General features: G+C 37.9%; 12 protein-coding genes. 3 read left to right on the top strand and 9 right to left on the bottom strand.

Going from position 1 to position 16,168, the window contains the following annotated elements; all coding sequences use genetic code 11:
• Positions 1-2 precede the first annotated feature (2 nt).
• The 9 genes from SJY09_RS15105 to SJY09_RS15065 form a co-directional block, all read right to left on the bottom strand.
• Positions 3-1,676: a glycoside hydrolase family 5 protein gene (locus SJY09_RS15105; protein WP_396636533.1), complete on the bottom strand. Its 1,674-nt coding sequence runs from the start codon at positions 1,674-1,676 to the stop codon at positions 3-5.
• A gap of 128 nt (positions 1,677-1,804) precedes the next feature.
• On the bottom strand, positions 1,805-2,338 hold the full coding sequence (locus SJY09_RS15100; RefSeq protein ID WP_396636532.1) for a hypothetical protein: 534 nt from the start codon (positions 2,336-2,338) through the stop codon (positions 1,805-1,807).
• A 71-nt stretch (positions 2,339-2,409) separates the two neighbouring features.
• The gene (locus tag SJY09_RS15095) at positions 2,410-2,688 is read right to left on the bottom strand and encodes a F0F1 ATP synthase subunit epsilon (protein WP_396636531.1); all 279 of its coding nucleotides are present in this window, start codon (positions 2,686-2,688) and stop codon (positions 2,410-2,412) included.
• Between the two features lie 77 nt (positions 2,689-2,765).
• Entirely contained in the window at positions 2,766-4,274 is a 1,509-nt protein-coding gene (atpD, locus tag SJY09_RS15090) for a F0F1 ATP synthase subunit beta (protein WP_396636530.1), read from the bottom strand.
• A gap of 168 nt (positions 4,275-4,442) precedes the next feature.
• Positions 4,443-6,095, bottom strand: a complete 1,653-nt coding sequence (locus SJY09_RS15085; protein ID WP_396636529.1) for a G-D-S-L family lipolytic protein — start codon at positions 6,093-6,095, stop codon at positions 4,443-4,445.
• Positions 6,096-6,119: 24 nt separating this feature from the next.
• A complete protein-coding gene (locus tag SJY09_RS15080; RefSeq protein ID WP_396636528.1) occupies positions 6,120-8,903 on the bottom strand; it encodes a TonB-dependent receptor in 2,784 nt (927 codons plus the stop codon).
• 193 nt (positions 8,904-9,096) lie between these two features.
• A complete protein-coding gene (gene glmS / locus SJY09_RS15075; protein ID WP_396636527.1) occupies positions 9,097-10,941 on the bottom strand; it encodes a glutamine--fructose-6-phosphate transaminase (isomerizing) in 1,845 nt (614 codons plus the stop codon).
• Between the two features lie 144 nt (positions 10,942-11,085).
• Positions 11,086-13,008 carry a DUF4270 family protein gene (locus SJY09_RS15070; RefSeq protein WP_396636526.1) on the bottom strand — a complete coding sequence of 641 codons (1,923 nt, stop codon included), beginning with the start codon at positions 13,006-13,008 and terminating at the stop codon, positions 11,086-11,088.
• A 5-nt stretch (positions 13,009-13,013) separates the two neighbouring features.
• Positions 13,014-13,823, bottom strand: a complete 810-nt coding sequence (locus SJY09_RS15065) for a glycogen/starch synthase (protein WP_396636525.1) — start codon at positions 13,821-13,823, stop codon at positions 13,014-13,016.
• 103 nt (positions 13,824-13,926) lie between these two features.
• On the opposite strand from SJY09_RS15065, the gene panC reads away from it, so the two are divergent.
• Genes panC through SJY09_RS15050 form a run of 3 tightly spaced genes read left to right on the top strand, consistent with a single transcriptional unit; the run spans position 13,927 to position 16,143 of the window.
• Positions 13,927-14,772 carry a pantoate--beta-alanine ligase gene (gene panC, locus SJY09_RS15060; protein ID WP_396636524.1) on the top strand — a complete coding sequence of 282 codons (846 nt, stop codon included), beginning with the start codon at positions 13,927-13,929 and terminating at the stop codon, positions 14,770-14,772.
• A 9-nt stretch (positions 14,773-14,781) separates the two neighbouring features.
• Positions 14,782-15,132 carry an aspartate 1-decarboxylase gene (gene panD, locus SJY09_RS15055; protein ID WP_396636523.1) on the top strand — a complete coding sequence of 117 codons (351 nt, stop codon included), beginning with the start codon at positions 14,782-14,784 and terminating at the stop codon, positions 15,130-15,132.
• Positions 15,133-15,177: 45 nt separating this feature from the next.
• Positions 15,178-16,143 (top strand): YbhN family protein, encoded by a 966-nt coding sequence (locus SJY09_RS15050; RefSeq protein ID WP_396636522.1) that lies wholly within the window; start codon positions 15,178-15,180, stop codon positions 16,141-16,143.
• Positions 16,144-16,168 lie beyond the last annotated feature (25 nt).

Genomic DNA, 16,168 nt, shown 5'->3' with positions numbered 1-16,168 from the left:
GATTAATTCAGATTATTGGTAAACCAATCTATCAAGGGTTGGTTTACATTGGTAGGTTCTGGTAAACCAAAGCCTAAATACAGTCCAAAAGAATCTTCATGGTATGAATGATAGGTAAAAGGGATGTCGTATTTGTTGAGAATATCAACCATATCTTCAACCCATAGTAGCCCTCCTTTATTGTTAGCGAAACAAGGTGTGCCTGCACCAAATTCACCCATATATAAAGGAACATTATTCTCTTTTGACCAATTTACAATAGGCAGTATGGTACTTTCAAGAAAACTTTTATTTCGTTTTTGAATAGGGCTATTCGAAGTATAAAAATCAATCCGTAACGTGCAATTTGAAGTGTTTGAAATACGCTCTCCTTTCATCCAACCATTAATTTGGTACGAATGGCCTTGCCGTGGTTCAAACATAGCAGCAAAATTGCTGATATTGGCATCTGAGTTACTATTTTTTATAAAAAGGCTGGTATTGGAAGAATTTCCTTCCGTGGTAGATAAACCAGCGGTTCCTGATTGATTTGCGCTCCAAAAACTCCACCCATCAAAACTATCTAAACCCGATTCATATACATTTCTAACAAAAATTCCATCTTCATTATATTCTTTGATGATAATGTCATCAAAGAATACAGTATCGCCCGTATTTGCTCCAACCAATGCCGGTAAGGCTACTGTTACCTTAGGGTCATCTACAAGATAAGATTGGCCTTCATAAAACGTCCAATCTGTATTGCCAGCAGGTATCGTAGGATTATTGAAACTGGCGGTATACCAATTTAAATCTTGTACTTGTAACGCATTTTCATCAGGATAACGGCCACCGTCACCTAAATTAGCAAAGTCTAGTAATTGATGCGTGTAAAAATATGGGGTGTATTCATGAAATTCATAAACAATCCCCGACCCATTTACTTGCGGAAAATTAAAATTTTCATCTACTTCATTAGTTCCTTTTACATAAATGGCCCGTTCTAAAAAGATGGGATGATTTTTATCTACTTCTCTAATGCCATCTACCAATTTTTGTGCGAGCTCACTCCATTGATTCATATCTTGTGTTGGTACGGGTTCGTTCACCGGACCAAACCCAGCAATACGGTCTTCATATTTGTAACGTTCGGCAATTGCCTGCCAAAGGGCTACTAATCTATTTTGATTTTCAACCAAATCCCACAAGGCATCACCATTGCCTTGCGATTGGTATCCTCCTTGGGGTGCATGCATGTTCAAAATTAAATAAACATCATGTTTTTTTGCCCATTCAATATTTTGGTCAAGCCAGTCCCAACCAGCTTGTTTATAGGTGTACGGATTTGCATCATCTTCAAAAAAAATATAATGCAAATAGAACCTGATGGTATTCATACCCATAGCTTTCACACGTTTAAAATCTTCTTCGGTGTGGTGCGGTGCGGGGGTTGGTGTATTTGTCCAAATAAAATTACCGAAGGCAACACCTTGTAACTTTACATTATTTTGACTGCCGTCTACAATTCTAGTATTATCTACCCGGAGAAATGGTGTAGTCAATTCAAGTTCTTCTTCGCTATTATTTTCTTCCCTATCTATAACTTCATCTGCTGGAATAATTGTTATAGAAGACCTTTCTTTACTACAAGAAGAAAACAACACTAAGATTAGTAGATATGCGACTATTTTTCTCATGAGCTCTTTTTATGATAATATACCAATAAATCATTAATTTTTCTACAACAAGCTATTAAGGTCTTTCTACCAATCTGTAAATACTCACTACCAGCGCTATAATTGCGTATAAAAACGATTAAGATTACTTAAGACTCCTCCCGCTCTATCTCCACCCAATGTTCCTTATGCGGAACAGTTGCATCCCATAAGTCTACATTCAGGGTTTGCGCAACACTACGCCCCATGAGTTCAACGGTGTCCGCATGGGTATTCTGATAAATATTGAAATGTTTATTCTTCTTGTACCACAAATTTACTTCGTACACAAAATTACCGTCCGCCTTTGACTGCCGAAAAATTGATACATATTGTATTTCAGGTAAAGCCCGCCATGTTCCCCAATTAATAGGCCCGACACCATATGCAATCTTAAATTGTTTGTTTTTCATGTCGAAAAGCGAGCTCCTAACTACAGAAAATGCCAAAGCACTCGGAATTAAAAAAATCGCTGCCTCCAGTAAACTAAAGCTACCTCTTAAAATCTTGGTATTTGTAGTAAACTCAAATTTTGTAAAAAAGAAGAAAAGCAATATTACAATCGCAGTATAATGCGCTGCAGCAATTACCAATTGCCATAAAGGGCGATTCCCTTCAGAAATTATGACATTTTTATCTTTCAATATTATTTACATAAAAAAGCCATACGCTATAGAAGTGTATGGCTTTTAATGTTATTAAGTTTGTATAGTCACTAATCTGCCAATACAATCACTTTATTGTCCTTCATTTCAATTGTTCCACTTGTTATAGCAAGAATGGTTTTACCTGTGGCATCGGTAGTAAATTCATTCTCATAAGCCTCATCGATGGAAATATTTCCTTCAACCTTAACATCTCCTTTTTGTAAAAGAGAAACTACTGGTGCGTGACCCTGTAACATTTGAAATTCACCGTTGATACCAGGAACGGTTACCGATGTAACTTCTCCTGAAAATAAGGTTGCCTCTGGTGATACGATTTCTAAATACATATTATTTCGTTGTTCGTTGTTCGTTGTTCGTTGATGGCTTATTTACAAAAAACCATCACCTAGCAACTAGCAACAATTTATGCTTCAGCTAACATTTTCTCTCCAGCTTCTATAGCTTCTTCAATGGTTCCTTTAAGGTTAAAGGCAGATTCCGGTAAGTGATCTAATTCACCATCCATAATCATATTAAATCCTTTAATAGTCTCCTTAATATCAACTAAAACACCTTTAAGACCAGTAAACTGCTCAGCTACGTGAAAAGGTTGTGATAGGAAACGTTGTACACGTCTGGCTCTACCTACAGCCAATTTATCCTCCTCAGATAATTCTTCCATACCTAAGATGGCAATAATATCCTGTAATTCTTTATAACGTTGTAATAACTCTTTTACACGTTGCGCACAGGCGTAGTGATCATTCCCTAAAATTTCAGCAGTTAGAATTCTAGAAGTAGAATCCAATGGGTCTACAGCAGGATAAATACCCAATTCTGCAATTTTACGGGATAATACCGTAGTTGCATCTAAGTGTGCAAATGTTGTTGCAGGAGCTGGATCGGTTAAATCATCTGCAGGAACGTAAACCGCCTGTACGGATGTGATAGAACCTCTCTTTGTTGATGTAATACGCTCTTGCATTGCACCCATTTCCGTTGCTAAAGTTGGTTGGTAACCTACCGCAGATGGCATACGACCTAAAAGTGCCGATACCTCTGAACCTGCTTGTGTAAAACGGAATATATTATCTACAAAGAACAAAACGTCTTTTCCTTGACCTTCTCCCGCACCATCACGGAAAAATTCAGCTATAGTTAAACCTGAAAGTGCAACACGTGCACGTGCCCCGGGTGGTTCGTTCATCTGACCAAAAACGAAAGTCGCTTTTGATTCTTTCATTGCTGTTTTGTCTACTTTGGATAAATCCCATCCGCCTTCTTCCATAGAGTGCAAGAAATCATCCCCATATTTAATAATACCAGATTCTAACATCTCACGAAGTAAATCGTTTCCTTCACGAGTTCTTTCACCTACACCTGCAAACACGGAAAGACCACCGTGACCTTTAGCGATGTTATTAATTAATTCTTGAATCAATACCGTTTTACCAACACCTGCACCACCGAACAGTCCAATTTTACCCCCTTTTGCATAAGGCTCAATTAAATCTATTACCTTAATACCAGTAAATAGTACTTCTGTAGTAGTCGTTAAATCTTCAAATTTTGGTGCTTCACGGTGAATTGGCAAACCATCCTTTCCGGCTTTAGGCAAATCACCTAAACCATCAATAGCGTCCCCAATTACATTAAACAAACGTCCATAAACATCATCCCCGACCGGCATCTGTATCGCAGCTCCAGTAGACACTACATCAGTACCTCTGCTTAGTCCATCAGTAGAATCCATTGAAATTGTCCTAACCGTATTCTCTCCTACGTGAGATTGTACTTCTAATACCAATTTAGACTTATCCTTGTTCGTGATTTCTAAAGAATCATAGATTTTAGGAAGGTCTGCTCCTGATTGAAACTCTACATCAACCACAGGGCCAATGATTTGCGAAACTTTACCTGTAACTTTTGACATTACTCTTTTGTTTATGTATTGCGTTTAAAATAAGCTAGAAAATGCTTTCATTTTCCGGCTGCAAAGATATGTCATTAGATTTTAAAGAAAAACTGTTTTTAGGGTTTTTTACCAAACAAAAGAGGCACTATTAAAGTGCCTCTTTATATTTTTTATAACCCAGCTATTCTATTGAAGTGCAGGAGAGTAGTTCGTTGGATAATCACCAACATTGACAAGATTACCCGAAGCTTCAAAGTTAGAGCCGTATGTAGCATCTATAGCTTTCATGAATTCGTTTGCCAAAAGTGCATAACCCCTTGCCGTTGGATGTATTCCGTCTAATGAAAAAGCGCTACCTGTAACTAAACTTGATGTTAAAGTAAAATCACCACTGGTGATACCTCCATTGGCCAACTGATTCAATAAACCATTTGCATCAACCAAAGCTAAACCTGCCGCATTTGCAGAGGCCTCAATTATAGTATTGAATGCCGCCGTAGCAGTTGCTATTTCTGCCTGTTCTTCTGGAGTAAGCACCCATTTGTCTTCTAAAGGAAGTGAAATACCTTCAACAGAGAACTGACCTGCCAATGCTTGTGGTAATCCTTGTCCAATTAATGCCCCGACAGAAGCTGTATTTACAGTACCAATGATAGAAGCACTGGGTAGAACCAATAAGTCTTCCGGAGTAGCTTCTCTTGTCTGTCCGTAGATATTACCTAACAATCCAGCAACCAAAGGCGCCGCTTCTGCAGGAAGTCCAAAGGATTGCACAAACAATGGGAAAGCAGGACTAGCGTTAAAAACCCCGGCAATTTGTGCTGATAAATCAGGTAAATTCTCATCCTTTATCACTACCTCGCTAGCCGCGTCTGTAGCAAAGACAATCTGCCGATCTGTTGCGTTCGGAATTCCCTGAGTTTCTAAAAAAGCATATACTTGATTTAATTGTCCGAAAATACCATTTAAAGTTGCTATTTGAGAACCGAAATCAGGATTTGTAGGGTCTAATGGATTATGCGGTACTGTAGTAAAATGCGGAATATCGATGACATTCGGGATATTCGCAACAACTCCTTGCGCCCCACCTGCTGTAAGTGTTGCTATCAACGCACCATAACTACCATCAAAACCAACACCAGGTGCTCCGTTTACAGGCGTTAAAGGATTAGTACCGTCGCCACCTGTAGTAGCATAACCCAATACATCATTATTCCCAATCCAAAGTGAAAAGAAGCTTGGTGATTGGCCTACTGCCAACTCAAGAACACTAGCATCCGGCGTACTTCCCGTCATCCGAACAAAGAATGGATTCGCAAGTCCCAAAGGAACATTTGCTAAATTACCATAACCAGGTGCTAGGAGGTGAAAACTTTTAGCACCAGGCACTCCTAAATTGTTAAAAGGACCTGTTGGATTGTTCAAAGCGATATCAGTAGTCACTGTAACTGGACCTATCAGAGATTCTATTCCAACAGGACCTGCGCCTCCGAATACTAACCTTGGGTCTTGAATTCTGGTACCAGCCAAAGCCAAACCTCCCAAATTATCATTTGTTAAGGGTTGCGTAAAGCTACCCCCACCGACTACAGCAAATTTTTGAGAAAGAATATTTGGAAAAGATAAGGTTTGACTTGCTTGAAATAATGCCCCGTCCGTAAAACCTGCGGTCAAAGAATTTCCTAAAGAAACATAGTTTGAAAAATCTGCAGAACCTGCTGTAAGCTCAGGAGCTGGTTCCATTGGCTCAGTGACATTCAGGTCTACGTCTTCAATGTCATTACAATTAACAAAGAGCAAGGATGCGGTTAGTAAATAAAAATATTTTAAGTTTTTCATGTCAAATAATTATTTGATTTTCATTTAGTTGTTGATAGTCCATGATAGGTAGTACATAGAACCTATGAACCCTGTTCCAAAAGCAGTAAAATATTCATCTCCTAACAGGTTATTACCCCCTACTTTAAAAGTGGATTTAATACTAGGAACAGAATAATTAATTTGAGCATCAACGACATGGAACTCAGGTATTACTCCGTTACCAAATGTAGCTTCCCAGAAATAATCATCACTAAATCTATAGTTTACGTTGAATCCGAAGTTTTTAAATAGTTCTGTATTACCAAAAGAGGCCTTGAACTGATGCTCAGGCGTATTGAACTGTACCTGAAAATCTGGATTTAATTCTCTATCAAAATCTAGTTTTGTGAAAGTATAACTACCGCTCAAGTCAAAGTTACCTAGTACTTTGGCTGTAAGGCCTAAAGAGGCTCCATAAGAATTTATATCTACATCAGAATTTGTGTATGCTTGATATGTTTGAAAATCGCCATTGGAAATTGCAGCTACAGATAAAGAACCGTCGCCAACGGCACCATAATAAGGGGCAATTACATTCTCTGGAGAAAGGAAATCCTTGTAGCTGTTGTAATAGGTACTAAAATCGATAACCAACTTATCAACCTTACCACGATAGCCTATTTCAAAGGATGTAACCTGTTCTGGCTGTACCAAGTCAGGATTGGCAATTTCCAAATCTGCCGGGTTACCGGTTTGAGATAGTCTAAGAACAGATTCCGCCGAATACGAATTCTCGTAAGCCGCTCTACCCGTCTGTGTAATCTGCGCTGGCTGTCCTAGTAACTGACCACCACCACTAACATCATAATTTCTAGAAAAGCGGTCTAGGTTATCCGGTGCTGCTCCAATTAGAATAGCTCTACCCGCATTTAAACCAATAAATAAATCCTGCGTGGTTGGATTTCTAAATCCTGTTTGTACCGAAGCCCTAATGTTATGATCCCTGTTCAAGGTAAATCCTGCCGAAATTCTCGGTGAAAAGAAACCATCAAAAAATTCTGACTTATCATACCTTACAGAACCAGTAAGTTTTAGGCTTTTTTCTCCTTCTAATTCAATCTTTTTCTGAATCTGTGTATAAATACCAAATTCGGAATAGTCTATAGGCCCATCAAAATCGGTATAAATGGTTCCTGACGAATTTAGGCTGTATTGTCTGTAAGATCCTCCTATTTGTATCTCAGCAAAATCAATTAGATGGCTAAAATTATAATTTGCATCTGAGTGATAGTACTTCGAGGCATCTTGGAATTTTGACCCTGTAGATAAATCGGGGTCGTTTATACTACGATTAAAGGCAGCTTGAAATTCTGGTGTGCCTGGTAAAAATCTACCTGTTTCCGCTTGGGCCCTTGCAGCCGCATGCGCCTGTTCGTTAGTAGCCCCTCCTAGCGTAGCCTGCACATAAGTACCGGCATACTCCCCGAACCAAGTATTATCGTCTTTCCAAGCCCGATTAATGTTGATTCCTGTAAACACCATATCATAAGAATCTCCGGCCTTGTCAGCTACTACATAACCTCTAACAAAGAAGTTATCGTTTCTAATTTCTAATTTATGCTGCTCCTGAAAGAATCTAGCTATATTGTACCTATTAGTTCCTTGGTAGATGGTATTTCCGGTTCCGATTTTACCAACATAGGAGAGCTCAAGACTTTTACCTTCTATAGGTCTGTAATATAATCCCCAATCAGATTTAATACTTCGAGCTGTATAGTTTGTAAGGTCTCTTTCGTTGTACCCTGTTCTACTTACTTCTTGCGATGGCACTAGCGCATTGGCTCCTGCCGGTAAAATACCAAGACCTTCTAAAGTAACGGCCACATCTTTAATATCTGCTGAAACCTCATCACCATAAACATTAATACCGTCATAATTTAAATCTGCACGGGTTGCTCCAGGATTAAACTTATCTACTTCGCTTGTAGCTGCCCAATCGGTACCATCTAAAAATCCAAAATTCCATTTTACTGCGAATTTATCACTGAATTTGTGAGCAGCCCTTATTCCAACATCAGTGTAGGAATTTGTTCCTGCAGCTTCTTGAGAAGTAACCCCTTGTTTTACCGATGCACTAATGCCTTGATAATCAAAAGGACTTTTGCTACGCATAAAGAGGATACCGTTAAAAGCATTTGCACCATATAGTGCGGAAGATGCACCAGGCAATAATTCTACACTTAAAACATCAGTCTCTATCATACCCACTAAATTTCCTATAGGGAAATTCAAGGCTGGTGTAGAGTTATCCATACCATCTACCAATTGCATGAAACGTGTATTGGCAAAAGTGGCAAAACCTCTGGTGTTTACCGACTTAAAGGTTAAACTGTTCGTGTTAACATCTACGCCTTTCAGGTTTTCTAAACCACCATAAAAGTCCGCAGAAGCAGTGTTCTGGATTTCTTGTAATCCAAAGCGCTCTACCGTTACAGGAGATTCAAAAATACGTTCTGGAGTTCTTGAAGCGGATATCACCACCTCATCCAAAAAAGTTTGCGTTTCTTCCAATACCACCGTGAAGGTTTGATTATTTGAAGTTACGTTCTCTACAGCGTCCGCATACCCAATACTAGAAATATTAATTTTAAATGGGGGGACTTCTGAGGTTGACAAAACAAAGTTACCATCAAAGTCAGCAGTAGCACCAATTGCTTTTCCTACGATGACAATATTGGCGCCTGGTATAGGCTCATTGTTCTGGTCAACAACATTTCCATTGATTGTCGTTTGGGAAAACCCTAAGGCCCCAGACAGAATCAATGCTAAAAATAGTATTGCTCTCATTGTAAATTTGAGTTAAAATTAGTTAGGGGCTGAAGATACAGATAATTTTAAATGGAAAATAGTAAAATGAAAAAAATTATGCATGCATAGTATTATTTTGATAAAAATAATGAGCCTCTAATAGGAATTCCTTAAAATAAGAAGGGAGCCCTACAAAATAGGGCTCCCTTTCAAAATTTGGTCTACGAACGTTTTATTCCACCGTTACGGATTTTGCTAAATTACGCGGTTGATCTACATTACACTCTCGCATCACTGCTATATGATAGGAAAGTAATTGTAATGGAATCGTTGTTAACAAAGGAGTTAGACTTTCTAAAGTTTCAGGTACTTCTATTACATGATCGGCAAGTTCTGTTACTTGTTCGTCACCCTCCGTTACGATTGCGATAATCTTACCTTTTCTTGATTTTATTTCTTGTATATTACTCACCACTTTTTCGTAATGGCCTCTTTTGGTAGCAATTACAAAAACCGGCATTTGTTCATCTATAAGTGCAATTGGGCCATGCTTCATTTCAGCAGCAGGATACCCTTCGGCATGTATGTAACTAATCTCCTTTAATTTTAAAGCACCTTCTAGTGCTACAGGAAAATTATAACCTCTGCCCAAATAAAGACAGTTGGTTGAATCCTTATAAACATTGGAGATGATTTCAATTAGCGGATTGGACTCCAAAGCTTTTTCAACCTTAGCAGGAATAGTCTCTAATTCTGTAAGGTACTCATGATATTGCGTTTGTGAAAAAACACCTTTTTCCTTCGCTAATTTTAAAGCGATAAGCGTTAATACGGTAATCTGGGTTGTAAATGCCTTTGTAGAAGCAACTCCTATCTCTGGTCCAGCATGGGTATATGCACCTGCATCACTTTCTCTAGCAATAGAAGAACCTACTACATTACATACTCCAAAAACAAAAGCTCCTTTTTCCTTGGCTAATTTTATAGCTGCCAATGTATCTGCTGTTTCTCCCGACTGCGAAATAGCAATCAGCACATCGTTTTCCGTAATAACCGGATTTCTATACCTGAACTCAGAAGCATATTCCACCTCTACGGGTATTCTAGCTAAATCCTCAAAAATATACTCTGCCACTAAGCCAGCGTGCCAAGAAGTTCCACAAGCAACGATGATGATTCTATTGGCATTCAAGAACTTTTCTAAGTTCTGGTCAATACCTGCCATACGTATCAGTCCTTGATCAGCGAGCAGCCTACCACGATAAGTGTCTTTTATAGCTCTTGGTTGTTCATATATTTCCTTGAGCATAAAGTGGTCATAACCACCTTTTTCAATCTCCTCAAGATTCATTTGTAGTTCCAAAATCCTTGGATAAGCAACGGCATCATCCTTAATTTTGCGAAGTTTTATCTCTTTTCCTAAACGTATAATAGCCATTTCTTCATCTTCCAGGTAAACGGCATTATTAGTAAATTCAATAAAAGGTGAAGCATCCGAAGCAATAAAGAATTCATTATCGCCAATACCTATAGCTAGCGGACTTCCCAATTTAGCCACTACTATCTCATCTGGTTTCTTTTTGTCAAAAACGGCAATGGCATAAGCACCGACTACCTGATTAAGAGCAATCTGAACGGCTTTTCCTAATTTTACATCCTCCGTTTTCTTAACTTCTTCTATTAAATTCACAAGAACTTCAGTATCCGTATCAGATTCAAACGTATATCCCCTTTTGGTTAACTCTTTTTTAATAGACTCATAATTTTCAATAATCCCATTATGAATGATAACCAAATCACCAGAATTTGAATAATGAGGGTGCGAATTTACATCGTTAGGCACACCGTGCGTAGCCCATCTTGTATGGCCTATACCCAAATTTCCTTTTTGAGAAATACCCTTTGCTTTATTTTTTAAATCTTCTACCTTCCCTTTAGTCTTAGAAAGGTTAATTTCGTTTCCATCAAATAAGGCAACGCCAGCACTATCGTAACCACGATACTCTAGTCGTTGTAATCCTTTAATAATAACTGGGAAAGCTTCCCTATGGCCGATGTAGCCTACTATTCCACACATGTTGTTAGTGTTTGGTGATTTATATTAAATTTCCTACACAAAAGTAAACTAATGCGCAAAAAACTATCTAGTTTCTGGATATAGAACGCTAATAATCTATGAATTGTATAATCTGAGAGAAAATTTATTAAGAAATAGGGAGAATTAATCAATTTGTGTATAGGAAATCTCCAGCTTAAGCCTTTTATCGAAATTAGGGTCCGACTCCAATATATTACTGCCAAAGAAAACAGTTCCTAATGGCGTCAATGTAGCCGTGGCTGGTATGTCAACCTCTCCTTCTTCTAGCATAGCATTTGATAAACCTACTGCTTCAATATTAGTGGTAAGAATGAGGCCCAAGGTACTATTAGCCTCTTCTCTTACTATTATCTCATTTATATAATCCGTTATACGAACGGTATACTTTACAGTGCCATCGTTATTAGTTTCAATGATTCCATCATAATTTAGAAAAAGACCAAAGATATTTTCCGCTGTATTTTGTTCGGTTAGTGGATTGTAAAGGGGATTTCCCGTTTCCATGTCGTATAAATAAAGTCTTGGTGGGGCTATGTTGTTACCGGCTAAAGTTGCGTCTACATTAAAAACCAAATTAGCTTCATTAATAACCCAATTTTCCGCTCTAATTTGCTCAATAACGCTCTCTCCTTCATTCATCTCGAAAAGATTAATTCTAGCGGTAACACCAGCACCTCCCTTTAGAAAAATTCTTGAAGCATTTTCTTCATTGTCCAAGTTATCCAAAACCTGGGCCGGATATACTTCATTTCGTAGCGTATTTACGGCATTACCTAATATTGCTCCGTTTGGAGACCCGGATATAAGGTTAAAAATAAAATCTCTCTCATTGGTTTCTATCTCATCATCGGATATATCGTCCGCGGTACCATTGGTGCTATATGATTTAAAAGTGTAGGTCATTGTTATACTGGCCTGTCTTAAATCTAACAATAACATCAAATCCTCGCCTTCCTGAGGTGTCAACGTTAAATGAATACCTCTCATAAACTCACTAAAATTAGCTTGACTCAGTAATTCCGAACTTCCTTCCTTATTAAGGATATTCTCTTGAAACCATGCATTGTCTAAAGGTATTCTTATTCCAGGGTTCAAACGACTAGAGGATTGAGATTCGTCCACGTCTTCCGTGGTTTCATCATCTTCTCTTGGAATCAAGATTTCCTTGCTGTCTATACTAAGTTGCCCGTCTTCGTTTGAATCAAACAACACGTCGGACACAAAAGACGGAGCAAATTCTTGTGAAGAAAAATACTCTTGTGCTTCTTGGAAATCTGTACTAGGATCTAAATCTCTTAGGAAAAACGTAGAACGCTCCACCTTTAAATTAAAAATAGGTGGCGCAATTACCTCTAGGTCTCCATTAACGTCTAAATCATCGTAATTTTTACCATTAAAGTAGATACTGTCTAAATCTACCCTTCTAGCAAAATTATTTGCGAATATTGTGGCTCCGTCAGTATCGTTCTTCCCATCAATATCGGCATCTACACTATTAGGATCGAGTGGATCCGTATTTGTAGCTGTTTCTCCCCTGTTGGAAACCCCGTCACCATCGTTGTCATTGGTAGCGTCATTTGGCTCTTTATCAAACTCATCATCAACACCATCTAAATCACTATCTCTTGAGCCAGCTTTTGTTAAATATGGAATATACAGAAATACTTCTTTGACCGTTTCTTCTTCCTGTATTGTCGTGATAACGTCATCTGTATCTGCATTATCTTCCGTGCTTTGCGCAAGCGTACCAAAAGTAGGATTACCACTTGGAAGTTGTAATTGTGAAGTAACAAAAGCTTCTGTTTTACCATACGTGGCATCGGTAAATGTACCTAATTGATAAATGGGTAGTTTATTGGTTCGTACAGCTTCAATATTTTTATTGAAAGCAAAAACGTCATACACTTCTTTCCCAGTAGTAAATGGGTCCGTAGCAACAACACCAGCACCAATCGTAGTTAATTCTTCTTCACAAGAAGTGAAAAAAATACCCACAAAAACGAGGCCTATAAAGGCTGTATAAGGGCTTTTGTTAAAAAAATTCATTCAGATTATTTTAAAACTTCCGTGTTATAAAAATTGGCATATGCCTCTTCAAATTCTTGAACGGGAACATAGGACAACACTGGTTTTTGGAGGTTAGCAATATGTGAATTCAATTCTTCTGGAATCTCTTCAGAGGCTAAAATAACCGCATCTGAAAAATCTACCGCTACTTTTAACAAATTATTATATGTGGGGGACCCTAAAGAGGTGATTTCTTCTTCGGGGATACCATCAAAGGTGATTTTTTTAAGCATATTCTTATCGAGCTCTCCTTCAAATGTTTTTCCATAGACCGAAAGAACTATTTTACTATCTGCGAAAAGTGGCTCGTCCGCATAATACTTCTTAAGATACAAAGGCAGTAAACTCGCCATCCAACCATGCACATGAATGATATCTGGTGACCAGTTCAGTTTTTTAACGGTTTCCATAACCCCTTTTGCAAAGAATATGGCCCTTTGATCGTTGTCAGGAAATAAATTACCTTCTTTATCTGTAAAAGTGGCTTTTCTTTTGAAATACTCTTCGTTATCTATGAAATATACTTGAATACGCTCTCTTGGTATAGATGCCACCTTTATAATTAGTGGCATATCCATATCGTTAACTACCAGATTCATCCCAGACAATCGGATTACTTCGTGTAGCTGATGCCTTCTTTCATTTATATTTCCGTACCTAGGCATAAAGATTCTTATTTGTCCTCCATTGCTATTGACCATTCTAGGCGCTTCATAGGACATTAATGAAACCTCGTTTTCCGGCAGGTAAGGAACTAATTCAGAGGATACAAACAATATCTTTTTACCATTCATAAAAGCTGTTTTTAATTTTTCGCAGAAATGCAGGTGCAAAATTACAAAAAATATAGAGATTAGCAGTATTTATAGTAAGTTTGCTCGTTAATGACAAAATTACATGCTCCCCATTATATCTAAAAAAGAGCTTTTAAAGCACTTGCAAAAATTATCCGACAATAGTAACCTTGGACTAGTACCCACAATGGGAGCTTTACATGAAGGGCATGCTTCCTTAATCAAAAAGGCGGTTTTAGACAGCGAGTATGTCATTGTCACCATATTTGTAAACCCGACTCAATTTGATAATCCGGAAGATTTAGAAAAATACCCCAACACGCTTAATAAAGACTTGGAGTTAATTCATAGTATATCTCCTGATATTATGGTCTTTGCACCTACCATTCAAGAAATTTATGATGATACGGTGGTTTCAAACACCTATGATTTTCATGGTTTGGACAAGGTAATGGAAGGAGAATTTAGAGATAACCATTTTAACGGTGTAGGAACTATTGTTGAAACGCTTCTAAAACTAACAAACCCTAAAAGGGCTTATTTTGGAGAAAAAGATTTTCAACAATTACGTATCATTCAGAAGTTAACTAAAATACAAGAAATACCGGTTGAAATAGTACCATGCCCAATAGTTCGTGAAGACCATGGGCTTGCCATGAGCTCTAGAAATGAAAGGCTAGATTCTAATATACGGCATAAGGCCGGTTTAATTTATAGCACCTTAAAGACTGCCAAGCAAAAATTTGGCACGAAAAGTGTTCCTAATATTAAAGAATGGGTGCAGGATATTTTTCTTTCGGAAAATGATTTAGAATTAGAGTATTTTGATATAACCGATGTAGAAACCTTGACGCCCGCGAAAAGAAAACAGAAAAATATAAAATATAGGGCCTTTATAGCCGTTTACGCTGGAGGCGTAAGACTTATTGATAATATAGCTCTAAATTAATTTTACCCAATGCAAATAGAAGTAGTAAAATCAAAAATTCATCGTGTAAAAGTTACAGGTGCTGACCTTAATTATATCGGCAGCATTACCATTGACGAAGATTTAATGGATGCGGCCAATATTATTAAAGGCGAAAAAGTACAGATCGTCAACAATAATAATGGGGAACGACTTGAAACTTATGCCATACCCGGCCCAAGAGGAAGTGGTGAAATTACACTAAACGGTGCCGCCTCTAGACGAGTAGCCGTTGGCGATGTTTTAATATTGATTACTTACGCTAGAATGGATATTGAAAAGGCTAAAGATTTTAATCCATCTTTGGTTTTCCCAAATGAGGCAAACAATTTGTTGACTTAAATTAAGTAACTTGGTCTAGATTTAAGTTAAACTGCAGTACAGATTTTGACCAATTCCCTAAAAAAAACTTTAAAAACAATACTTCCAATTGCTATTGGCGTGTTTTTGGTACTTTATTGGTATCAAAAGACGGCACCTTCTGATCGCGAACAGATTTTATTCTATATCAAAGAGGCTAATGTTTTTTGGATTACAATTTCCCTTATTCTTGGTCTACTAGGACATATATCTAGAGCAATACGATGGAATTATCTCTTGGAACCCTTAGGATACAAACCTAAACTGATCAATAACGTTTTTATGATCTTCATGGCTTATCTGGCCAATTTAGGTGTACCCAGAACTGGTGAAATTCTAAGAGCAACAGCGCTAACAACGTATGAAGGTGTTCCTTTTGAAAAAGGTTTTGGAACTATTGTCACCGAACGTGTTATTGACGTCTTTATGCTTTTACTTGTGGTAACGATTACCTTGCTGCTTCAGACAGAAATTATACTCGTGTTTTTTCAAGAACGCGGGCTAAATCTTAATGGTATTTTTATGCTGTTGGCAGCCGTGATTATTGGTGTTTTAATATTTGTACTCTTCATAAAGAAATCCGAATCTAACTTCGCTTTACGAATAAAAGGTTTTGTGAAAGGTTTGCTAGACGGGGTTTTCAGTATTTTTAAAATGAAGCGCAAATGGGCGTTCGTGGCACACACCTTTTTTATATGGTCTTGTTATATCGGTATGATGTGGGTCATTAAATTTACAGTGCCATCTACCGTAAATTTGGGTCTAAGTGAAGTCATGGTCGCATTTGTTTTTGGTGCATTTGCAATGGCAACAACCAACGGTGGAGTAGGACTTTTTCCCATATTGGTAAGTAAAGCCCTAGTCCTATTTGGCATACAAGAAGTTTCGGGGGATGCATTCGGTTGGATAATGTGGATCGCACAAACACTTATGAACATTGTTTTTGGTGCAATATCTTTTCTCCTATTACCGTTATTGAACCGTAATAGGTAGTACTGTGTTGCTGCCAAAACAAAGT

The organism is Maribacter sp. R77961, assembly GCF_044594925.1.
In the GTDB taxonomy this organism is placed as follows: Bacteria; Bacteroidota; Bacteroidia; order Flavobacteriales; family Flavobacteriaceae; genus Maribacter.
This window is presented reverse-complemented; position numbering and strand designations above follow the sequence as displayed.